This is a genomic window from Streptomyces sp. NPDC001904, from assembly GCF_040297005.1.
GTDB lineage: Bacteria > Actinomycetota > Actinomycetes > Streptomycetales > Streptomycetaceae > Streptomyces.
Genome location: NZ_JBEOYI010000026.1, coordinates 75,417 through 96,062 on the forward strand (window position 1 = coordinate 75,417; position 20,646 = coordinate 96,062).

Genomic DNA, 20,646 nt, shown 5'->3' on the forward strand with positions numbered 1-20,646 from the left:
TCTTGGCATATGCCAGAGGGGCAAGATACTCCACCCCGCCCCCTCCTGTCCTGATTTCCCGCAACCCTTTGGAGCCGCAGCCTCACCCCCTGTAGATGTAGAAACATGAGCGCCACGCCTCCCCCCGTCGCCCCCGCCCCCATCGACCAGACCGCGACCCACGACCGTTTCGACGTCTCGGGGGTGACTCCCGAGGGTGCGGCGTGGCTCGCCTCCGCAGGAACGTATCCGCGCTCCGCGCTCGCCCACTGGGAGTCCCGCCCGACCGCTCCGGTGGTGCTGCCCTGCGGTTCCGTGTTCGACGTGGTGAACGTGCCCGCGATCTTCGGACGGCGGATGTTAGACCGGCTCTGGGACGAGGGGCCCGGGTCCGGGCCGGTCGCCGCGCACCGGGGCCGCATGCTCCTGTTCGCCGCGCCGGGCACCGCTCAGCGCCTGCCGTCGCTGCTGCGCTGGGAGGAATGGGGGCCAGCGGTGCCGCCGCTGCTCTGTCACGGGAGCGGGGACGCGGTGACCGTGCCGGCGCCGTCGGTGCCCGCCGAGCCGCAGCAGCCGTCGCGCTGGGTGGTCGCTCCGGACACCCGTCATCCCTGGCTGCCGGGGGCCGAGGTACTGCTGTGGGCGTGTGTCCGGGCGGCCCGGGCCGCCGCGCACTCCACGGTCCAGGTATCGATTTTTCCTGCCGCCGATCTCAGTGCTAATGTCTACGACGTCAGCCGGCGCCATTAGCTCAGTTGGTTAGAGCAGCGGACTCTTAATCCGCGTGTCCGGGGTTCGAGTCCCTGATGGCGCACCTGAAACGAAGGCCCCCCGCTTGTGCGGGGGGCCTTCGTCGTTGCCGGTCGTCTGCGGCCCGGTGGACTACCCCGTCGTCACCTTCACCGTCCACGACCCCGACGACGTCCGGTCCCCCACCTCCACGCGGAGCTTCTCGCCCGGGACCGAGAAGCTTTCGCCCTCCTGGACCGGGGCGTCCGCCAGCGGCGGGTAGACCGAGTCGCCGTAGCAGGCCTCCGTGGACGGATGGGAGTCGAGCACCTGGACCGGCCCGGCACCGGAGGCGGAGTCGCTGCGGACGCGGTAGACGAGGACCCCCTGGGAGCAGGTGGCGTCGTCGTTGCCGCCCGCACCCCGGGCCTCCAGGGCGATGGCGCTGGACGGCCCGGTGCGCACGACGGCCAGCTTCGTACCGTCACCGGTGCCGAACGGCACCCCCGCCACCCGCGGCGCCGTGCTCAGCGGCTCCAGGGTCAGCCGGGTGTCCCCGGGATGCGTCACGCACGTCACCTGCCGCGACGGCAGCCAGCCCAGCTTCCACTTGTGCCAGCCGAAGAAGTCGGGGGCGAGCCCGAACTGGCTGCCCATGACGTCCCAGTCGCCGACGTACGTGTCCCAGTCCCCCTCGCCGTCGGTCGGCCGGTGGTAGAGATCGGGCAGGTCGAAGACGTGGCCGGTCTCGTGCGCGAGGACGTTGCGGTCCGGCGGGTGGTGCTCGAAGACGGTGACGATCCGGCGGATGTCGGTGCCGTCCGCGCGCATCGGCCGGTCGAAGTTCACGACCTTCGTCGCGTCCGAGTCGACACCGGGCGCGTCCGGATCGGCGACGAAGTACACGAGGTCGTACTTGCTGAAGTCGGTCGCCGGATCCGCCGCCGCGAGGGCGTCCCGCAGATAGGCGCTGCGGTGCGCCGGGCTCCAGTCGCGCTTTATGGCGTACGAGGTCGAGGTCTGCGGCATCTCGATCCACGTCCGCTGCGGGTGCGGAACGAGGCGGAACTTGCCGTACGAGGCGCGCTCGAAGAAGTCGCTGGTGGCCGGGAAGTAGTCGGCCGCCAGCTGCTCCGGGGTGGTCGTCGGCGTCCAGTCGGGGAAGGAGAGGAAGACCATGACCGCGTTGAGGGGCTTGACGGGACGCGGATAGGTGGAGTTCCAGGAGTCCAGGCCCTCGGAGTGGTGGGCCGCGGTGCGCTCCAGGGCGCACGGCCCCGCGTAGGGCGGCGCGGCCGCCGCGGGACCCGCGACCAGACCGGTGGCGGCCAGGGCGGTGAGAGCGGTCAGCGCGGCGGCGGTGGCACGCAGACGGCGCTTGTCCACTCCCCCGAGTGGCTGCGGACGCGGCAAGTCGACCTCCGGACGGGGAATGCGGGATACCCCACCCAGACTGTGTGCAGTTGTCACACTTCGCCCTGTTTATCTGGCCCGGACGAGTGAGCGGCCGACACCCCGGCGGTCACCGAACGTCACAGATGATCCAGGCCGGTCGCCGCTCGGAAGAAGCCCGGCCCGGCCCGAGCAGAAACGATCTGCCGGTCCCCCGGTGCCCCCACCGGGACCGCCTCGGTGTGCGCCACAGGCTGGATAGGCCGTCCGACCTGCCTCTATGATCGGCACACTTTCCTGCCGGGACCCGGCCGCACCAGAACACGCATCCAGACGACGCACTGCGGGAGCGAACGGTGAGCGCACAGCCCGATGGGCCCACGACGGTGACCGAGGCGTCCGCACCGCTCCGGCGCCCCGAATCCCTCACGGAGAGTGGCCGCTCACGCCAGGACTTCCCGGATGCCGCCTGCCGGTCCGCGTTCCTCGCCGCGCCCCTCCCCATGGCGGTCGTCGACCGCGCGGGGCTGATCGTCGGGGCCAACCACGCGGCGCTCGCCCTGCTCGGCGGCGAGAGCGACCAGCCGGTCGTCGGACGCCTGGCCGCCGAGCTGCTCGACCTCTCCGCCGACCCGCGCACCCGGGACGCGTACCAGGACGTGCTGCACGGCCGGCAGGCCCGGCTCTCGCGCACCCGGCGCCTCAAGCACCCCGTCGGCCACTCGGTGTGGACCCGCGTCACGCTCGCGCCGGTGCCGGGCACCGAGGTCGTCCTCGTCTCCCTGCACGACCTCAGCGCCCATCGCGAGCTGCGGTCCCGGCTGCGCCATCTCCAGATGCACGACCCGGTGACGCAGCTGCCCAACCGCACGCTGTTCTTCGAGCGGCTCACCGCCGCCCTGGAGGCGGGCGCCTACGACGAGACGGGCACGACCGGCCGGGTGGGCCTGTGCTATCTGGATCTCGACGGGTTCAAGGCGGTCAACGACACCCTGGGCCACCACGTCGGCGACCGGTTGCTGGCCGCCGTCGCGCAGCGGCTCGGGCACTGTGCGGAGCGGGCCCGGCACACCTCCGGCGCCCCGCTGGTGGCCCGGCTCGGCGGCGACGAGTTCGCGCTGCTCGTGGAGGAGTCGGCCGGCACCGAGCAGGCGACCGATCTGGCCGAGTCCGTGCTGACCGCGCTGCGCGAGCCGTTCGACCTGGCCGGGCAGCGGCTGTCGGTCTCCGCGTCGGTCGGCGTCGTCGAGCGGCAGGCCGTCGGGACGACGACCACGGGGCTGATGCAGGCCGCCGACACCACGCTGTACTGGGCGAAGGCCGACGGCAAGGCCCGCTGGACCCTGTTCGACCCGGAGCGCAACGCCCATCGCATGACCCGGCAGGCCCTGTCGTCGGGGCTGCGGCCGGCCGTCGAGCGGGGCGAGTTCGTCCTGGAGTACCAGCCGCTCGTCCAGCTGGCGGACGGTGCGCTGCGCGGCGTCGAGGCGCTGGTGCGCTGGCGGCACCCGCAGTTCGGGCTGCTCACGCCGAATCGGTTCATCGGGCTCGCCGAAGAGGACGGTTCCATCGTGCAGTTGGGGCTGTGGGTGCTGCGCACGGCATGCGCGCAGGCGCGCCGCTGGCAGCTGGAGAACCCGGCGGCGCCGCCCGTCTTCGTCAGCGTGAACGTCGCGGTGCGGCAGGTGTGGGACTCGGACCTGGTGGCCGACGTCGCGCGGATCCTCGCGGAGACCGGTCTCGCGCCCGAGCTGCTACAGCTGGAGCTGACCGAGTCCGCCGTCATGGGCTCGGCCGGGCGGCCGCTGCAGGCGCTCCAGTCCCTCAGCGACATGGGCGTGCGCATCGCCATCGACGACTTCGGGACCGGGTACTCGAACCTGGCCTATCTGAGCAGGCTCCCGGTCTCCGTCCTGAAGCTGGACGGGTCGTTCGTGCGCGGTTTCCAGTACGAGGACGGGGCGGCACCCAGCGATCCGGCCGACGCGATGATCGTGGAGGCGCTGGTGCAGCTGGCGCACCGGCTCGGGCTCACCGTGACCGCGGAGTGCGTGGAAACGGCCGAGCAGGCGGAGCGGCTGCGCCGGATCGGGTGCGACACCGGCCAGGGGTGGCTCTACTCCCGGCCGGTGGCGCCGGACCGCATCTCCCGCCTGCTGGCGCCCGCCTCCTGACCCCGTCAGCCCTGCGGCATCCCGTAGGCGTCCGCGATGAGTTCGTAGCTGCGCAGCCGGATCTCACCGGTGTGGGCGTTGGCCGTGAGCATCAGCTCGTCGGCGCCGGTGCGCTTCTGGAGGTCGTCGAGGCCGGAGCGGACCTCGTCGGCGGTGCCGTGGATGACGTTGGAGTTCCAGGAGTCGATGAAGTCCCGCTCCATCTCGTTGAACTGGTACGCCTCCGCCTCCTCCGGCGTCGGGACCAGGCCGGGGCGGCCGGTGCGCAGCCGCACCATGTTGAGCGCGGCGGCCAGCACCTGGCGGCGGGCCTCCGTGCCGTCGTCGTCGGTCGCGAGCGCCGAGACGCCGATCAGGGCGTAGGGCTCGGACAGGACTGAAGAGGGCCGGAACGACTCGCGGTACAGGTCCAGCGCGGGGATGGTGTTCTGCGCCGAGAAGTGGTGCGCGAAGGCGAACGGCAGGCCCAGGGCGCCGGCGAGGCGGGCGCTGAAGCCGGAGGAGCCGAGCAGCCAGACCGGGGGGCGGTGCGGGTCCTGGACACCGCCGGGGGAGGTGGCCTGGACCGGGCCCGGGACCGCGTGGATCCGGGAGTACGGGTGCCCGTCGGGGAAGTCGTCGTCCAGGAAACGGATCAGCTCCGCGAGCTGCTGCGGGAAGTCGTCGGCGCCTTCGTTGAGGCGGTCCGAGCGGCGCAGGGCGGCGGCCGTGGCGCCGTCGGTGCCGGGGGCGCGGCCGAGGCCGAGGTCGACGCGGTGCGGGGCGAGGGCTTCCAGGGTGCCGAACTGCTCCGCGATGACCAGGGGGGCGTGGTTGGGCAGCATGACGCCGCCGGAGCCGAGGCGGATGCGGTCCGTGTGGGCGGCCAGGTGGGCCAGGATCACGGCCGGGCTGCTGGACGCGACGCCGGGCATCGAGTGGTGCTCGGCGACCCAGTAGCGGTGGTAGCCGCGGCGTTCGGCGAGGCGGGCGATGTCGACGCCGGTGGCCAGGGCCTGGGACGCGGTGCGGCCTGCTCCTACGGTGACCAGGTCCAGGACCGAGAGGGGGGTGGGGGCGGTGCCGTGGGCTGCGCCGCGGATCTCGTCTTGGGTGGCCGGCACGGGGTCCTCCTGCGTGGCTTTGCGTGTATCTGGGCTGGACCCCGGCGTAACGGAGGCGCACTCCGCTTTATTCCCCCGGTTCGTCGGCTGCGGGCCGGTGGGGGCTGGTCGCGCAGTTCCCCGCGCCCCTTCTCGGTTGTCGGTCGCCTGCGGGCCGGTGGCCTCTTCTCGCGCAGTTCCCCGCGCCCCTGAAACGAGCTTCGCTCGTCCAGGGGCGCGACCAGCCACGACGGTGGCGCGGTCGAACGGCTACACCTGGATCACCGGCTCCTTCGTGAACAGGGCACCCAGAGCGGGAGCGTTCACTCGGCGGTCCACCAGGCGCAGCGCCTCCCAGACGGTGACCTGGTTGGCGGTGAGCACCGGCTTGCCGAGTTCCCGTTCGAGATCGGAGATGTGCGCGGCGGTGTGCAGCGCCGTGTCCGGGAGGAGGACCACTTCGGCGTCCGGATGGTCACCGGCCCGCGCCATGGCGAGGACCTCGTCCCAGCCCCAGGTGCCCACCTCGGCAGCGGTGATGATGCCGCTGCCGCGCACCGAGAGCACCTCCGCACCGGCCGCCTTGAGGAACGTGGCGAAGTGGTCCGCGACGTCCGACGGATAGGTCGCCGCGACCGCCACCCGCCGCACCCCCAGCTCACCGATCGCGTGCGCGAAGGCGAAGGACGTGCTGGACGCGGGCAGCCCCGCGGCCTGCGCGAGGCCGCGGACCTGGTCGTGGGCGCCGTCCCAGCCGAAGACGAAGCTGCCGGACGTGCACGCCCAGACCACCGCCTCGGCGCCGGACAGCCGCAGCTCCTCGACCCCGGCCGCGAGCCGCTCCGGCGCGCCCATGCGCAGCAGCGCGTCGACGCGGTGCGCGTCCTCGCCGATGTCGGTGTGCACGACGGCCAGCCGTACGTCGCTGTCGATCAGCATCTCGATCCGCGGATAGTCGTCCTCCGCGGAGTGTCCGGGGTAGAGAAATCCGAGCGCTGTCATGCTCTAAGCCCACCCTTCCTGGCCCTCCGGAAGTTCCGGAAGGCGCTGTTCTGCCTGACGTCCTGGCACGGGCCACTGCCGGCGTGCAGCAGGGTCGAGCAGCGCCTGGTAGGGGCCCACTGCTCGCGTACCCAGTCGGGCGAGGGCTGCCCACATCGTGACCTGATTCGCCGAGATCACCGGCATCCGCAGTTCGGCCTCCAGCTGCGGGATGACGTCGTAGGTGGGCAGGTTCGTACAGCTGATGAAGAGCGCGTCGGCGCTGTCGCCGACCGCAGCGCGCGCCATGTCGGCCACGTCCCGGTAGGGGACCTTCCAGATGTGCCGGGTCAGCCCGAGATAGGCCCGCCCCACCACGGTGATGCCCGCCTCCGCCAGGTACTCCTCCAGCGACTCGGTGACGGAGCGGGTGTACGGGGTGACGAGCGCGATGCGGCGCGCGCCGAGGTCGGCGAGGGCGTCGAGCAGCGCCCCCGATGTGGTCACGGACGGAAGCTCCCCGGCCCTGCGCATGGCCTCGCACATGGCGCGTTCCCCGGCGATGCCGCCGACGAAGCTGCCCGAGGTGCAGGCGTACGCGAGGACCTGCGGTTCGGCGGCGCCGAGCGCCCGGACCGCCTCGCCGAGCGTCTCGTGCTCGCTGACCAGGCGGGCCAGGTCGAGGCTGACCTCGACGGGCACGAACGGGGTTCGGGTGAGGTGAAGGGAGATGTCGTCGGGTACCCAGCGCCACAGTTCACGGTCGAGGGCGAAGTCGAACGGTGCGACAACGCCGACGCCGCGCTGCGGCTGCGGTCCCCCCAGGAATGAGACGTCCATAGAGCATGCCCCAGGTTCAGCTGACGTGATGAGTGCCGATGCGATGCTTGAGCCGGCGATGCGCCGGGACGTCGGGACAGCGACGAGGGCGGGAACCCGCGTACGGGGTACCGCTGTTGACGAAGGTAGGTTCAGGTGCCAGCGTGGTCAATCCGCGCATGTCAGATGGGATGCCGTGAGACGGCGCACACCGCCCACAGTTCATGATCCCGATGTTCCCGACTTGTCCATCAACAGGAAAGCGGAGCTTCGTTGCGAAACGATTTCCCCTCGATGTCCGGTCCGGACGCGCGTCGGCCCACGGTGCTCGTCCTCGACGCCGCGCCGCCCGCACCACCACCCCGGCTGGGGGTGCTGACCGGCCGGGCCCGGGTCCTGCACGCCAAGGACGCCACCGAACTGCGTGATCAACTCCCGTACGCGGATGCCCTGCTGGTCTGGGACTTCCTGTCGGACGCGGTGCGCGAGGCGTGGCCGGGGCGGGGTGCGCGCCCCGCCTGGGTGCACACGGCGAGCGCGGGGGTGGACCGGCTGATGTTCCCCGAACTCGTCGCGTCGGACGCGGTGTTGACCAACGCGCGGGGCGTCTTCGACCAGCCGATCGCCGAGTACGTGGCCGCGCTCGTCCTCGCGATGGGCAAGGACCTGCCCGCCACGATCGGCTTCCAGGCGAACCGGGAGTGGCGGCATCGCGAGACGCAGCGGATCGCCGGGACGCGCGCCTGTGTCGTCGGCACCGGCCCCATCGGGCAGGCGATCGTGAAGCAGCTCAAGGCACTCGGCATCACGACGGCGCTGGTCGGGCGGCGGGCCCGGGCCGGGGTGCACGGCCCGGCCGACCTGGACCGGCTGCTCGCCCGCGCCGACTGGGCGGTGTGCGCGGCGCCGCTGACGGACGAGACGCGCGGCATGTTCGACGCCCGCCGGTTCGGTGTGATGCAGCCGTCCGCGCGGTTCATCAACGTCGGGCGCGGGCCGCTGGTCGTGGAGTCCGACCTGGTGGACGCCCTGCGCAAGCGGTGGATCGCGGGCGCCGCGCTCGATGTCTTCGAGCACGAGCCGCTGCCCGCCGACAGCCCGCTGTGGACCGCCCCGGGGTTGATCGTCTCCCCGCACATGAGCGGCGACACGGTGGGCTGGCGGGACGAACTGGGGCGTCAGTTCGTGGAGTTGTTCGGCCGCTGGGAGAACGGACGGCCGCTGATGAATGTAGTCGACAAGAAACGTGGGTATGTCCCCGGAAGCTGATCAATGAACGCCGCTCGATGAACGCAGATCAGTGAACGCCGATCGATGAACCACTGACGCACCGGACCCCTGGCACTGGAGGACGGATGACGGCCGAGCTCACCGGACTGACCGCGCAGGAACTCCTCGACGGCTACCGCAAGGGCGAGTTCAGCCCCGTGGACGCCACCCGGGCCGTGCTGGCCCGGATCGAGGAGACCGAGCCCGCGCTGAACGCGTTCGTGCGCGTCGACGCCGAGGGGGCGCTCGCGGAGGCCGAGGAGAGCGCCGGACGCTGGCGGCGCGGCGAGCCGCGGGGCCTGGTCGACGGGGTCCCGGTGACGGTCAAGGACATCCTGCTGCAGCGCGGAGCGCCCACGCTCAGGGGGTCGAAGACGGTCCGGGCGGAGGGGAGTTGGCCGGAGGACGCGCCGTCGGTCGCCCGGCTGCGCGAGCACGGCGCCGTGTTCGTCGGCAAGACGACCACGCCCGAGTTCGGCTGGAAGGGCGTCACGGACTCGCCCCTGTCGGGCGTGACCCGCAATCCGTACGACACCGCGCGCACCGCCGGCGGCTCCAGCGGCGGCAGCGCGGCGGCGGTCGCCGTCGGCGCGGGCCCGCTGTCGCTCGGTACGGACGGCGGCGGCTCGGTGCGCATCCCGGCCGCCTTCTGCGGCATCTTCGGGCTCAAGCCGACGTACGGGCGGGTGCCGCTGTATCCGGCGTCCGCGTTCGGCACGCTCGCGCACGTGGGGCCGATGACGCGCACCGCGGCCGACGCGGCGCTGCTGATGGACGTGATCTCCGGCCCCGACCCGCGCGACTGGTCGGGGCTCGCCCCGGCGGGCGGCGGCTTCCGCGAGGGGATCCAGGGCGGCGTGCGCGGGCTGCGGGTCGCGTTCTCGCCGTCGCTGGGCGGGCAGGTCGCGGTGCGGGCGCCGGTCGCGGCCGCGGTGCGCTCGGCCGTCGAACGGCTCGCCGGGCTCGGCGCGTACGTGGAGGAGGCCGACCCGGACTTCACCGATCCGGTCGAGGCCTTCCACACCCTGTGGTTCAGCGGGGCGGCCCGCGTCACGCAGCGGCTGTCGGCCGCGCAGCGCGGGCTGCTCGATCCGGGGCTGCGGGAGATCTGCGCGCAGGGGGCGCAGATGAGCGCGCTGGACTATCTCGCCGCGGTGGACGTGCGGATGGAGCTGGGGCGGCGGATGGGCGTCTTCCACTCGACGTACGACGTGCTGGTCACACCGTCGCTGCCGGTCACCGCGTTCGAGGCCGGGGTGGAGGTGCCGCGGGGGTCCGGGCTGCGGCGGTGGACGGGCTGGACGCCGTTCACGTACCCGTTCAACCTCACCCAGCAGCCGGCCGCGACCGTCCCGGTCGGGGTCGACGGGAACGGTCTGCCGGTCGGGCTCCAGGTGGTGGGCGCCCGTCACCAGGACGGGCTGGTTCTCCGGGTGGCGCATGCCCTTTATGAGGCCGGGGTCGCGGGGATCGACGCTCCGTAACGGGGTCCGGGCCACGGGGCTCCGCCCCGGACCCCGCTCCTCAATCGCCGGAGGGGCTTGATTTTCTGCCTAGACCCGGCGGAAGCCCAAGGTCTCCCCCACCGCCCCGCTGCGCCACAGGTCCTGACACGCCTCGGCCATGTCGTCGAGGCCCTCCACCACTTGGCCCCACACGATGCCGGGCACCCACCCCACATCGCCGTTCATGAGCAGGTTGTTGCGCTCGTAGAACAGGGCGAGGTCGATCACGGGCGACCCGGCGCTGAGGCCGGCGCCGGAGCCGTAGCCGTAGGACTGCGAGCCCAACTGCGTCCCGTTGAAGGAGAAATAGCAGAGGTCGCCGGGAATGGGCGTCACGGTCGGGTTCTCCAGCGGTGGCTCCTGTTCCGCGAATGCCGGGAACAGGGCGTAGATCTCGTTGCGCGCGTATTTGGCGTGGTAGACGTCGGAGACGAGCGGCAGCGCGTCCCAGACGGCCGCGCAGGTCAGCGGCGCGCGGTCGTCGAGGAGTCTGGCCGTGCAGGCAACTCCCCTCTTGGCCAGGGAGACTTCGATGAAACGGGTGCCGGATTCAGTCGTGGAGTCAGCCATGCGTTCCATGGTCGTCCCGGGCCACCCCTCGCGGTCAAGACCGCATCAGCCGCAACAGGGGCGTGAATTGATCGGCATGGTTCGGTTCCGTTCGGGTAGCCGCGCGCCCATGGCTCCACCAACAGAGATACGTACGAACGGGAAACCGGTCAGAAGACAGGGTGTCCGCAGACGATCACTGCTCGCCGGCGTCGGAGCGCTCGGCGCGGCCGGTGCTCTCGGCGCTGCGGGCTGCAGCAGGGTGCCGAGCGGTGACACGCTCGCCCGGCTCCGGTCACAGGGAACCGTGCGACTCGGCATCGCGGGAGAGGTGCCGTACGGATACATCGACGACAGCGGGAAGTTCACCGGCGAGGCGGTGGAACTGGCCAAAGTGATCTTCAAACGGCTGGGTGTCGCCAAAGTGCAGCCGGTCGCGACCGACTTCGCCTCGCTCATCCCCGGCCTGAACACGCAGCAGTTCGACGTGGTGTCCGCCGGGATGTACATCAACAAGGAACGCTGCCAGCAGGTCATCTTCGCGGACCCCGAGTACCAGATGCTGGACTCCTTCATCGTCGCCAAGGGCAACCCGAAGAACCTGCACTCCTACGCCGACGTCGTGAAGGCGAAGGCGAAGTTCGGCACCGGCACCGGCTACGCGGAGATCCAGTACGCGGTGGACGCGGGCTACAAGGAGTCCGACATCGTGATCCTCCAGGATCAGGTGGCCGGGCTCAACGCCGTGGAGGCCGGACGCATCGACGTCTTCGCGGGCACCGCCCTGACCACGCGCGAGGTCACCAGGAAGAGCCGCAAGGCGGAGCACACCACGCCGTTCGCTCCGCTGGTGGACGGCAAGAAGCACATCGACGGCGGCGGCTTCACCTTCCGGCGCGCCGACACCGGGCTGCGGGACGCCTTCAACGTCGAGATCCACAAGATGAAGAAGAGCGGCGAGCTGTTCCGGATTCTCCAGCCGTTCGGCTTCACGAAGGCGGAGATGACGACGCTGACCGCCGAGGAGCTGTGCCGATGACCTCCGGACTGTGGGAACACTGGGTACTGCCGGGCATCTGGGTCACGATCCAGCTGACCCTCTACAGCGCCGCCCTCGCGACGGTGGTCGCCTTCGGCGTCGGCGCGGCGCGCACCCACCGGCTGTGGATCGTACGGTTCGTGGCCGGTGTGTACACCGAGATCTTCCGGGGCACCTCTGCCCTGGTCCTGATGTTCTGGATCTTCTTCGTCCTGCCGCAGCTCGCGGGCTGGTCCCTCGTACCGATGTGGGCGGCCGTGCTCGCGCTCGGCCTGTCCTACGGCGCGTACGGCGCGGAGATCGTCCGCGGTGCCCTGAACGCGGTGGCACCCGCGCAGCGCGAGGCGGGGGTCGCGCTGAGCTTCACGCCGTGGCAGCGCATGCGGCTGATCCTGCTGCCGCAGGCCGTCCCGGAGATGATCCCGCCGTTCTCGAACCTGCTGATCGAGCTGCTCAAGGGCACCGCCCTGGTGTCGCTGCTCGGCATCGGTGACGTGTCGTTCGCCGCGTACCTGGTGCGTCTCGCGACGACGGAGAGCGCGGAGATCTACACGATCACGCTCGTCGTCTACTTCGTGATCGCGTTCCTGCTGACGCGCGGGATGCGCGCGCTGGAGAAGAAGACCAAGGCAGGACTCGGGCAGAAGCCCGCCTCAGGAACCGGAGTCATGCGCAAGCTCAGCCTCCGCCGGCAGAACGAGACCGCTCAGCTCCCCGTGGGCGGAGGAGGTGCCCAGTGATCACCACCGCCGCGACCGGCTGGGACTGGTCCGCCGTCAGCGACTTCATGCCGCACTTCTGGGACGGCGTCCTCGTCACCCTCCAGGTCCTGCTGTACGGCTCGCTGATCTCCTTCAGCGTCGGTCTGCTCTGGGCCCTCGCCTTCCGGGCGCCCACGCGCTTCGTCCGCTGGCCCGTCGGGCTGGTCACGGAGTTCATCCGCAACACCCCGCTCCTGGTCCAGCTGTTCTTCCTGTACTTCGTGCTGCCCGAGGCGGGCATCCAGTTCTCCGCGCTGACCACGGGCGTCGTCGCGATCGGCCTGCACTACTCGACGTACACCGCGCAGGTCTACCGCGCGGGCATCGAGGCCGTGCCGGTCGGCCAGTGGGAGGCGGCCCGCGCGCTGAGCCTGCCCTACCGCAAGACGTGGACCGCGGTGATCCTGCCGCAGGCGATCCGCCGCGTCGTGCCCGCGCTCGGCAACTACGTGGTGGCGATGCTGAAGGACACCCCGCTGCTCGCGGGCATCGGCGTCCTGGAACTGCTCCAGCGCTCCCGACTCCAGGCGGCCCAGACGTTCCAGTACACCGAGGCCCTCACCGTCGTCGGTGTGGCCTTCATCGTCATCTCCTACCTCGCCTCCCTCCTTCTGCGATCCCTGGAGCGCCGCCTTGTCCACTGACACGAACCTGTCCAACGAGCAGCCCAACCCCGCGGTGGACGGCAGCGAGCTGATCCGCTTCGACAAGGTCGTGAAGCGGTTCGGCACCAACACCGTCCTGGACGAGCTGGACTTCTCGGTCGCCTCCGGCAAGCACGTGACGCTGATCGGCCCGTCGGGCTCCGGCAAGACGACGATCCTGCGGCTGCTGATGACGCTGCTCAAGCCCGACGAGGGCACGATCAAGGTGGGCGGCGAGTACCTCACCCACGAGCAGAAGAACGGCAAGCTGGTCCCGGCCGGGGAGAAGCACGTCCGCGAGGTCCGCAAGAACATCGGGATGGTCTTCCAGCAGTTCAACCTCTTCCCGAACATGAAGGTGCTGCGCAACATCACCGAGGCGCCGGTCACCGTCCTCGGCCTGTCCAAGGACGAGGCCGAGGAGCGGGCCCGCGAGCTGCTCGACATGGTGGGGCTCGGCGACCGCATCGACGCGTACCCCTCGCAGCTCTCCGGCGGCCAGCAGCAGCGGGTGGCCATCGCGCGGGCGCTCGCCATGCGTCCGCAGGTGCTGCTGCTCGACGAGGTGACGTCCGCGCTCGACCCCGAGCTGGTGGCGGGCGTCCTCGACGTCCTGCGCGACATCGCGCACACCACCGACATCACCATGCTCTGCGTGACCCACGAGATGAACTTCGCCCGGGACATCTCCGATCAGGTGCTGATGTTCGATGCCGGCCGGGTGATCGAGTCCGGATCGCCGGAGAAGATTTTCAGCGACCCCGAGCATGAGCGCACCCGGGAGTTCCTCAGCGCGGTCCTGTGACCAGCCGCGCCCTGATCGTGACATGACTTTGGCATATGCCAGGGTGGCGCGTTCCTGCTGAGAGGGTCCGGAACGCGCCACCAATCTCCCCAACCACCGCCCCATCTGTGGGTGTTGGCGGCTATCGTGGACGAAGCCAGCTGTCCGGAAACTTTCCATGCAGGGGGATGCCGTGGCGCTGAAGCACGACAAGGACGCGTCGTCGTACAAGCCGCACCAGTCGGTGCAGCACGCTCTGCGCGTGCTGGACGCCGTCGCCCGCCGGGGCGTCGGCATCACCGACACGGAATTGGCGCGCGTCACCGGTCTGCCCGTGGACCAGCTGACCCAGATGCTGCGCATGCTGCGGCGCGAGGGATACGTCCAGCAGGCCGCCGACGGCGCCTATCTCGCCGGGACCACGCTCGACCAGCTCGGCGCGGCCGACGGCCACGAGTCCGCGCTCACCGCGAAGCTCCAGGTCACGCTGGACGAGCTGCGCGACACCGTGGGCGCCGCCGTCTACATCAGCCGGTACATCGACGGCGAGGTCAGAATCACGCAGTACGCGTCCGGGCCCGAGGCCCCGCCGGTGAACGAGTGGGTGGACTTCCGCGTCTCGGCCCATGCCAGTGCCGTGGGCAAGAGCCTCCTCGGGCAGCTCGACGTGAACGGGCGGCGTGATCATCTCTCCCGCCACAAGATGGCCCGGCTCACCTCGCGCACGATCACCAACGAGAAGGTGCTGCTCTCCAAGCTGGCCGCCCAGCCGGCGACCGTCCCCGTCCTGGATCTCCAGGAGTACGCGGTGGGCACGGTCTGCGCGGCCGTCCCGATCACCGCGGGTGCCTCGGTCGGCTGCCTGGCCCTGTCCCTCCCGGTCGAGCACGCCCACCGCCTCCACCACGCGGCCGACCGCCTCAACCGGAGCGCGGCGCCGGTGCTGCTGTCCCTGGCGATCTGATCACCGGGAGCCACGGTGCGGCTCCCGACAACGACGAAGGCCCCCCGCGAACGGGAGGCCTTCGTATCAGGTGCGCCATCAGGGACTCGAACCCCGGACACGCGGATTAAGAGTCCGCTGCTCTAACCAACTGAGCTAATGGCGCCGGTTGACGAGCTAAATACTACCTGGTCCGAAGGGGTGGTCCCGACCACGAGGTCACCGCGGACCGAGCAGATGGCCGCGGCCCCGCTCACGGAAGGCCGCGGCGAGACCGTCCCGCTCCCCCGGAGAGAGAACCCGGTACGCGGCAGCGCCCGGCGGCCGCCACCACAGCTCGTCGGCGCCGCCCCAGAACCCCTCCCGCCGCAGCTCCCCCCGCCGCACCTTGTTGGTCGCGGTGACCGGCATCCGGTCCACCACCCGGACGAAGCGGGGCGCCATCTTCGTACCGAGGTCTCCCTGCCCGAGCAGGAACTCGCCGAACGCCAGCGGATCGAACGCCACCCCCTCGCGCGGCGCGAGGGTCGCCATCACCTGATCCCCGGCGACCGGATCGGGCACCCCGTACACGGCGACGGCGGCCGCGTCCGGCCAGCGGGCCAGGATGTTCTCGATCATGGCGGGGGCGAGGTTCTCGCTGTCGACGCGGATCTTGTCGTCGCCGCGCCCCGCGAAGTAGAGGAACCCCTCGGCGTCCCGGTAGAAGAGGTCGCCGGTCCAGTACCAGCCGTGCTCGCGCACCCGCTCCGCGTACGCGCCGTCGTTGCGCCAGTACCCCTCGAAGGGCGAGCGTCCCCGGTTGACCAGCTCGCCGATCGCCTCGGCCCCGTTGACCAGCCGCCCGCCCGTGTCGAACGCGGCGGGCGGGCACTCCTTCTTGCTCTCCGGGTCGAGGACGACGAGGTCGTCGTGGGGCGCGGCGCGGCCGATCGCGCCCGGCGGGGTGTCGGCGGTGCGCTGCACGGCGGCGCCGCCCTCGGACGAGCCGTACCCCTCGACCAGCCGGACGCCGAACCGCGCCTCGAAGCGGGCCGCGTCCACCGCGCCCGCCTCGGTGCCGAACCCGACGCGCAGGGGGTTGTCCTTGTCGTCGGCCCGTTCCCCGGTGGCCAGGAGGTACTGGACGGCCCGGCCCACGTACGTGAAGTAGGTCGCGCCGTACCGTCGCACGTCGGGCAGGAACGCGGACGCCGAGAAGCGGCGGCGCAGCGCCACGCCCGCGCCCGCCGCGACGGCCGGTGCCCAGTCGGCGATGACCGCGTTGCCGTGGAAGAGCGGCATGCAGACGTAGTGCACGTCGTCGGGGCGGACGCCGAAGGTGGCGACCAGGGAGTGTCCGGCGGCGGCGAGCCGGCCCTGGCTGCACAGCGCGGCCTTCGGGGCGCCGGTCGAGCCGGAGGTGAAGTAGAGCAGCATGCGCGACCCGGGCCCGACGCCCGCGGCGATCTCCGGCCCGGCCCCCGCATAGGGCGCGAGCAGCTCCTGATAGGCCCCGATGTCGGTGACCAGGACGCGGACGCCGGGCAGCGCGAGCCCGTCGAGCAGGGGGAGGTGGGCGCGGTCGGTGACCAGGACCCGGACCTCCGTGTGCGTGATGTCGCGGGCGAGCTCGGCGCCGCGGCGGGTGGGATTGAGCCCGGCGACGGCGGCCCCGGACAGCGCGGCGGCGGCCAGCCACTGCGGGAACTCCGGGGTGTTGTCGAGCAGCACGCCGAGGTGCGGCTCGGCGCCGGCCGGCAGCAGGTCGCGAAGGAGCGCGGCGCGGGCGGCGGCGCCCGCGGTGACCTGGTGGTGGCTGAGCGACTGGTCCTCGTACGCGAGACCGGGCCGGTGGTCGCCCCACCGGGCCTGGACCAGTTCCGCGAAGGTACGCGTATCGGATCCCATGGCCGCGCACCATAATTGACGAACCGTCAGAAGTGGAGACCCGTGGGCTAGCCGTTGGGATCGTCGTAGACGTAGCCGTGGGGGAAGCCGTCCGGGACCTGCTCCTCTTCCGGCCCTCCCGCGGTCAGCACGGCGACCGTGACGGCGACGAGCACGGCGACCGCGACCGCCGTGAAGAGCCCGACACACCCCATGCCGACCGCGAGCGCCACCGGCCGGTAGGGCTCGGCCGTCGCCTGCTCCGGCGCGTCGGCCGCGTAGCGCACCATGACGGTGTCGCCCTCCAGGACCGTGTCGGGCCCGCCGCTCGCGGTGATGCGGACGGTGCGGCCCTCGCGCGTGGTGAACTCGTACACGCGACTGCGGTGCGTGGTCGGCGAGTCCCCGCCGGACACGGTGGTGAACACCCGCAGACAGCGCGCCTCGGACGTGCGCCCGCCGTGCCAGGCCCGCCGGATCCGCAGCGCGCGGCGCAGCAAGGCCAAGCCGATCGCCACCACTATCGCCGCGATGAGCGTCGCGATCCCGACGACGAAGAACTCCATCCCCCACCCCCGTGGTCGATCACTCCCCCGTACGCCGACGAGACCTCGTGGGCGTACGGGGAAGCTACCCGGGGCCGGACCCGGATTCGCTCAAGGGAAGCTCAGAACATCCCGGGTCAGAGCTCCCGGGTCAGAACGTGACGTCCGAGCACGCGTAGAAGGCGTTCGCCGTGTCCGCGATCGTCCACACCGCGAGGATCACGTGGTGGCCGGACTTGCCGGACGGCAGGGTGCCGGAGTGCGAGAGGGTCGCCGGGGGCTGGCCGCTGTAGGGCACCGTGAGGAACGGGGTGGCGTCCAGGGCGGCACGGGTCAGCGGCTGGCTGTCGTTCCAGCCGTTCTTGGTGACGTAGTAGCGGAAGTCCGTGGTGGAGTGCCGCGCGGTGAACTGCCATCTGAACGTGTAGCTCTGACCGCCCGTCACCTTGGTGGTCGGCCAGGCCGAGCCGTTGGGCTGCTTGGCGGCGTTGAGCTGGCCGAACTCGCCGTGGTTCGCCGAACAGATCTGCCCGTCGGCGGGACCCGCGGCCGGGAAGCCCTTGGGGCCCTCGACACTCTGCGGCTCCCATTGGATGTTTCCGCAGTTGGCGACGGTGCCGTTGGCGCAGAGCTTCTGCCTGCTGATGGGCAGGTCGGTGTAGCCGTGGCTGCTCGCGCCGCCCGCCGACAGGGCGAACGCCCCGGCGGTGGTGAGGCCGAGCAGGGCCGCGTAGATCTTCTTCCGCATGCTGCCGCTCCTGGGGGTGTGGGGACTTCCGGAAGCCGTGCGCACAGCAAGGTGCTAGGTCTAGACCAACTCCCAATGTATTGCCGGGAGTTGAACATGTCCATACCAATCGCAGACTCCGGAAGCCCCTGTTCACTCCCCCCGGCCGGTGTAGAAGGCGACCGTCAGGTCCTTCACGAGCGCCTTGCGCTCGTAGTCGTCCAGCTCCACCAGGCCCCGCGTGGTCAGCCGGGTCACCGTGTCCTCCACCGAGTCCACGACCGAGGTGAGCACACTGTCCCGGTGCTGCGCGTCGAGCGCGGCGATCCGGCGGCGCTGCATCGCGGCCGCCACCTCGGGCGCGTACTCGATCCGGGTGGGCTGCGCGGAGAACACCTCGATGCCGACCGGCTCGGCGTCCGCGGCGAGGCGGCGGGTGAGCAGGTCGCCGACGGCCTCGGCGTTGCGCAGGGTCGGCGCGTCCTCGTGGAAGGCGTCGGCGGGCAGCTGGGACAGTACCCGCGCCATGTCCGCCTCCACGCACTCGCGCAGATACGTCTCGTGGTCCTCGACCCCGAACGCGGCACGGGCCGTGTCCCTGATCCGCCACACCACGAGGACGACGACGCGCAGCGCCACCCCGTTGGCGTCGACCACGGGCATCGGCTCGCTGCGCCAGTGCCGCAGGCGTACATCCGTGCGGCGGCGCAGCAGCAGCGGGTTCACCCAGAGCAGCCCGGACTTGCGGACCGTGCCCCGGTACCGGCCGAACAGGGTGAGCACCCAGGCCCGCCCGGCGCGACCGCGCGCGAGCCCGCCGAAGCCGAACAGGGTGAGCGCCCCCGACCCGGCGACAGCCGCCCACTGCGCGGGCCCGAGCCCGGTGCCCTCGTACCGGGACAGCCCGGCGATCTCCGTGGCGACCTGCGGCAGCGCCCCGGCCCAGCCGAGCGAGGCCACCGCGCCGGCCGCGCCGGCCAGTCCGCCGAGCACCCCGAGCGCGCCGGGCAGCGCCCGTCCGCCGCGCTCCTCCAGGGCCGGGTCGACCGTGGGCGCCGGGCGGGCCGGGGCGCGCGGCGGCATCCGGCGCGGGGCCGTCGTCCGGCCGGTGCCGACCACCGCGGGGCGCAGCGGCACGGCCACCGGGTCCGGGTCGTCGCGGAAGAGAAGGTGGACCGGGATCTCGGTGGTCGCCTCGTTCTGAATGAGCCGCGCCCCGCGCGGCCGCTCCCCGGTCTCGGTGGTTTCACTCATCGCTTCCTCGTCACTCTCTCGCTCTGCCTCGGCACACTCGCCGAGACGCTGCCCGTCGCGGACATCCGTCGTCCCGGCCGCCGGTCCGGCCCCGGCCGTCGTCCCGGCCCCCGCATCGATCCCCGTGGCCGTCATGAGAAGAGCCGCCGCCAGGTCTCCGGGCCCGGAAAGCCGTCCGCCGCCGAGCCCCGCCAGCCCTGGGCGCGCTGGAACGCCTCGACGGCCCGGCGGTCCGCCTCGCCCCAGCGGGGGGTCGGGCCCTGGGCGTAGTACTTGCCGAATCCTTTCTTCGTGAGCTGTTCGCCGAGCTTCGTCACGGCGGTGCTGCTCGCGCCCGGCCGGAACGCCGACCGGCCGGGGAAGGCCGGGGCGGCCTTCGCGGCGGCGGAGCCCTTGGCGCCCGAGGCGCCCTTGCTCGCGGCCGGGATGTCCTTGCCCTTGCCGGTGACCAGGTACGACCAGGTCGTCGGCCCGGGGATCCCGTCGGCGTCGGCGCCGCTCCACCCCTGGGCCTTCTGGAAGGCCTGGGTCGCCTTACGGTCGGCGTCGCTCCAGCGCGGCCCGGGGCCCTGGCTGTAGAACCGCTTGCCGCCGCGCTCCACGAGCAGCCGCCCGAGCTGGGTGACGTAGGCGTTGTTCGCCCCGGGACCGAAGGATCCGGCGCCCGGGAACTTCGTCGTCGAGGTGCCCGCGCCGGAGGTGGACCCCGCCTGCACGCCCTTGTAGCGGTAGGCGAGGTACTTGCTGGAATTGCTCCAGTACGCGTACGGGGTGGACTGCTTCCTGGTGCCCGGCCGGGTCTGCTCGTAGGCGATGTAGTAGCTGCGCGTGTAGTCCGTCCACCCACCGAAGATCGTGACGTGCGAGCCCTTCTCCGGGTCGGACGGATTGTGGAAGAGCAGGATGTCACCGGGCTGCAGCTGCGCCTTGGTGATCCGGGTGCCGAACGCCGCGAGGCTGCCCGTCCACTCGTTGCCCGGCAGGTCCCACGCCATGGAGACGAAGCCCGAGCAGTCCTGGCGGTAGCCGTCCTTGTAGTACTTGTCCATGCTGTACGGGACCTTGGCCGCCACCCAGGTCTTGGCGCGGTTGATGATCGCCGCCCGGGTCGTGGCGCGCAGCGCCGTCTGCTGCGAGAGGTCCACCGTGCTCGCGGCCTGGCCCGGCGCTCCGTGCAGCGCGCTGGTGCCGCCCTGCGGGGTGACGTCGTCGTCGCCCGGCACGGGGTCGCCCGGTCGCGCCTCGTGCTGCCCGGCCGCGGCGGCCGGGGTGAGCTGGACACCGCCGATCACGGTGCCGGCCGCGGCGGCGACGGCCAGGGCGTGCCGCGCGCCGAGTCTGGTCCGTCCCGGGGGCGGTGCGGTCCGCCGCCACTGGACGCACCCCGCGCAGCGGCAGTCGCCCGCCGGGTCGTAGTCCTCGAATACCGGAGCCTGCATGCGATTCCCCTCACACTCCAGAGCCGCCAATGAACTGACGAGCCTCGCCGTCGCACGCAGGCAGCGTCTCAACTGTGCGGACAAACCGCATGTTGACGGTCCGAAAGATGGAAATCGGCATAAATCAACCTCCCCCTCGGCGCGTCGGCTGGCCAACGGCGG

At 71.6% G+C, this 20,646-nt stretch carries 19 protein-coding genes and 2 tRNA genes; 10 read left to right on the plus strand and 11 right to left on the minus strand.

The features are described from left to right. Positions 1-105 precede the first annotated feature (105 nt). The gene (locus ABT127_RS31645) at positions 106-729 is read left to right on the plus strand and encodes a bifunctional DNA primase/polymerase (protein ID WP_351457504.1); all 624 of its coding nucleotides are present in this window, start codon (positions 106-108) and stop codon (positions 727-729) included. Then, positions 720-793, plus strand: a tRNA-Lys gene (locus tag ABT127_RS31650). Before ABT127_RS31645 ends, ABT127_RS31650 begins: the two co-directional genes overlap by 10 nt. A gap of 68 nt (positions 794-861) precedes the next feature. Here ABT127_RS31650 and ABT127_RS31655 read toward each other — a convergent pair. Continuing rightward, a complete protein-coding gene (locus ABT127_RS31655; RefSeq protein ID WP_351457506.1) occupies positions 862-2,094 on the minus strand; it encodes a M6 family metalloprotease domain-containing protein in 1,233 nt (410 codons plus the stop codon). A gap of 362 nt (positions 2,095-2,456) precedes the next feature. Here ABT127_RS31655 and ABT127_RS31660 point away from each other — a divergent pair, with 362 nt between their 5' ends. After that, entirely contained in the window at positions 2,457-4,274 is a 1,818-nt protein-coding gene (locus tag ABT127_RS31660) for a putative bifunctional diguanylate cyclase/phosphodiesterase (protein WP_351457508.1), read from the plus strand. 5 nt (positions 4,275-4,279) lie between these two features. Here ABT127_RS31660 and ABT127_RS31665 read toward each other — a convergent pair whose 3' ends face one another. From ABT127_RS31665 to ABT127_RS31675, 3 genes are all read right to left on the minus strand, one after another. Next, positions 4,280-5,377 (minus strand): LLM class flavin-dependent oxidoreductase, encoded by a 1,098-nt coding sequence (locus ABT127_RS31665; RefSeq protein ID WP_351457511.1) that lies wholly within the window; start codon positions 5,375-5,377, stop codon positions 4,280-4,282. 249 nt (positions 5,378-5,626) lie between these two features. Beyond that, a complete protein-coding gene (locus tag ABT127_RS31670; RefSeq protein WP_351457514.1) occupies positions 5,627-6,358 on the minus strand; it encodes a maleate cis-trans isomerase family protein in 732 nt (243 codons plus the stop codon). A 3-nt stretch (positions 6,359-6,361) separates the two neighbouring features. Next, on the minus strand, positions 6,362-7,177 hold the full coding sequence (locus tag ABT127_RS31675; protein WP_351457516.1) for a maleate cis-trans isomerase family protein: 816 nt from the start codon (positions 7,175-7,177) through the stop codon (positions 6,362-6,364). Positions 7,178-7,450: 273 nt separating this feature from the next. On the opposite strand from ABT127_RS31675, the gene ABT127_RS31680 reads away from it, so the two are divergent. Together ABT127_RS31680 and ABT127_RS31685 are read left to right on the plus strand one after the other, a co-directional pair. Further along, positions 7,451-8,425 (plus strand): D-2-hydroxyacid dehydrogenase, encoded by a 975-nt coding sequence (locus ABT127_RS31680; protein WP_351457519.1) that lies wholly within the window; start codon positions 7,451-7,453, stop codon positions 8,423-8,425. 86 nt (positions 8,426-8,511) lie between these two features. Then, positions 8,512-9,909 (plus strand): amidase, encoded by a 1,398-nt coding sequence (locus ABT127_RS31685; RefSeq protein WP_351457522.1) that lies wholly within the window; start codon positions 8,512-8,514, stop codon positions 9,907-9,909. A gap of 69 nt (positions 9,910-9,978) precedes the next feature. On the opposite strand, the gene ABT127_RS31690 is transcribed toward ABT127_RS31685, so the two are convergent. Next, entirely contained in the window at positions 9,979-10,509 is a 531-nt protein-coding gene (locus ABT127_RS31690) for a DUF3830 family protein (RefSeq protein ID WP_420033818.1), read from the minus strand. Positions 10,510-10,609: 100 nt separating this feature from the next. Here ABT127_RS31690 and ehuB point away from each other — a divergent pair, with 100 nt between their 5' ends. From ehuB to ABT127_RS31715, 5 genes are all read left to right on the plus strand, one after another. Beyond that, the gene (ehuB, locus tag ABT127_RS31695; protein ID WP_351457526.1) at positions 10,610-11,518 is read left to right on the plus strand and encodes an ectoine/hydroxyectoine ABC transporter substrate-binding protein EhuB; all 909 of its coding nucleotides are present in this window, start codon (positions 10,610-10,612) and stop codon (positions 11,516-11,518) included. Next, complete coding sequence (gene ehuC, locus ABT127_RS31700) at positions 11,515-12,258, plus strand: ectoine/hydroxyectoine ABC transporter permease subunit EhuC (RefSeq protein ID WP_351457529.1); 744 nt, start codon at positions 11,515-11,517, stop codon at positions 12,256-12,258. The genes ehuB and ehuC overlap by 4 nt, the downstream gene beginning before the upstream one ends. Positions 12,259-12,305: 47 nt before the next feature. Further along, the gene (gene ehuD, locus ABT127_RS31705; RefSeq protein ID WP_351457624.1) at positions 12,306-12,923 is read left to right on the plus strand and encodes an ectoine/hydroxyectoine ABC transporter permease subunit EhuD; all 618 of its coding nucleotides are present in this window, start codon (positions 12,306-12,308) and stop codon (positions 12,921-12,923) included. Beyond that, positions 12,913-13,728: an ectoine/hydroxyectoine ABC transporter ATP-binding protein EhuA gene (ehuA, locus tag ABT127_RS31710; RefSeq protein ID WP_351457532.1), complete on the plus strand. Its 816-nt coding sequence runs from the start codon at positions 12,913-12,915 to the stop codon at positions 13,726-13,728. Before ehuD ends, ehuA begins: the two co-directional genes overlap by 11 nt. A 172-nt stretch (positions 13,729-13,900) precedes the next feature. Next, on the plus strand, positions 13,901-14,671 hold the full coding sequence (locus tag ABT127_RS31715; RefSeq protein ID WP_351457535.1) for an IclR family transcriptional regulator: 771 nt from the start codon (positions 13,901-13,903) through the stop codon (positions 14,669-14,671). Between the two features lie 71 nt (positions 14,672-14,742). On the opposite strand, the gene ABT127_RS31720 is transcribed toward ABT127_RS31715, so the two are convergent. The 6 genes from ABT127_RS31720 to ABT127_RS31745 form a co-directional block, all read right to left on the minus strand. Then, positions 14,743-14,816, minus strand: a tRNA-Lys gene (locus ABT127_RS31720). Between the two features lie 53 nt (positions 14,817-14,869). Further along, the gene (locus ABT127_RS31725) at positions 14,870-16,540 is read right to left on the minus strand and encodes an AMP-binding protein (protein WP_351457537.1); all 1,671 of its coding nucleotides are present in this window, start codon (positions 16,538-16,540) and stop codon (positions 14,870-14,872) included. A gap of 47 nt (positions 16,541-16,587) precedes the next feature. Continuing rightward, positions 16,588-17,085, minus strand: a complete 498-nt coding sequence (locus tag ABT127_RS31730) for a DUF3592 domain-containing protein (RefSeq protein ID WP_351457540.1) — start codon at positions 17,083-17,085, stop codon at positions 16,588-16,590. 130 nt (positions 17,086-17,215) lie between these two features. Continuing rightward, positions 17,216-17,812, minus strand: a complete 597-nt coding sequence (locus ABT127_RS31735; protein WP_351457543.1) for a lytic polysaccharide monooxygenase auxiliary activity family 9 protein — start codon at positions 17,810-17,812, stop codon at positions 17,216-17,218. A gap of 132 nt (positions 17,813-17,944) precedes the next feature. Then, positions 17,945-19,045 carry an SPFH domain-containing protein gene (locus ABT127_RS31740; RefSeq protein ID WP_351457545.1) on the minus strand — a complete coding sequence of 367 codons (1,101 nt, stop codon included), beginning with the start codon at positions 19,043-19,045 and terminating at the stop codon, positions 17,945-17,947. 131 nt (positions 19,046-19,176) lie between these two features. Continuing rightward, complete coding sequence (locus tag ABT127_RS31745; protein WP_351457548.1) at positions 19,177-20,484, minus strand: peptidoglycan-binding protein; 1,308 nt, start codon at positions 20,482-20,484, stop codon at positions 19,177-19,179. Between the last annotated feature and the right edge of the window lie 162 nt (positions 20,485-20,646).

Bases quoted from the DNA above. Each gene is read 5' to 3' on its own strand.
- ABT127_RS31740 (WP_351457545.1), bottom strand. From the start codon at position 19,045: ATGAGTGAAACCACCGAGACCGGGGAGCGGCCGCGCGGGGCGCGGCTC.
- ABT127_RS31735 (WP_351457543.1), bottom strand. From the start codon at position 17,812: ATGCGGAAGAAGATCTACGCGGCCCTGCTCGGCCTCACCACCGCCGGG.
- ehuB (WP_351457526.1), top strand. From the start codon at position 10,610: ATGGCTCCACCAACAGAGATACGTACGAACGGGAAACCGGTCAGAAGA.
- ABT127_RS31690 (WP_420033818.1), bottom strand. From the start codon at position 10,509: ATGGAACGCATGGCTGACTCCACGACTGAATCCGGCACCCGTTTCATC.
- ABT127_RS31725 (WP_351457537.1), bottom strand. From the start codon at position 16,540: ATGGGATCCGATACGCGTACCTTCGCGGAACTGGTCCAGGCCCGGTGG.
- ABT127_RS31645 (WP_351457504.1), top strand. From the start codon at position 106: ATGAGCGCCACGCCTCCCCCCGTCGCCCCCGCCCCCATCGACCAGACC.
- ABT127_RS31730 (WP_351457540.1), bottom strand. From the start codon at position 17,085: ATGGAGTTCTTCGTCGTCGGGATCGCGACGCTCATCGCGGCGATAGTG.
- ABT127_RS31670 (WP_351457514.1), bottom strand. From the start codon at position 6,358: ATGACAGCGCTCGGATTTCTCTACCCCGGACACTCCGCGGAGGACGAC.
- ABT127_RS31680 (WP_351457519.1), top strand. From the start codon at position 7,451: ATGTCCGGTCCGGACGCGCGTCGGCCCACGGTGCTCGTCCTCGACGCC.
- ABT127_RS31745 (WP_351457548.1), bottom strand. From the start codon at position 20,484: ATGCAGGCTCCGGTATTCGAGGACTACGACCCGGCGGGCGACTGCCGC.
- ehuD (WP_351457624.1), top strand. From the start codon at position 12,306: ATGCCGCACTTCTGGGACGGCGTCCTCGTCACCCTCCAGGTCCTGCTG.
- ehuC (WP_351457529.1), top strand. From the start codon at position 11,515: ATGACCTCCGGACTGTGGGAACACTGGGTACTGCCGGGCATCTGGGTC.
- ABT127_RS31685 (WP_351457522.1), top strand. From the start codon at position 8,512: ATGACGGCCGAGCTCACCGGACTGACCGCGCAGGAACTCCTCGACGGC.
- ABT127_RS31675 (WP_351457516.1), bottom strand. From the start codon at position 7,177: ATGGACGTCTCATTCCTGGGGGGACCGCAGCCGCAGCGCGGCGTCGGC.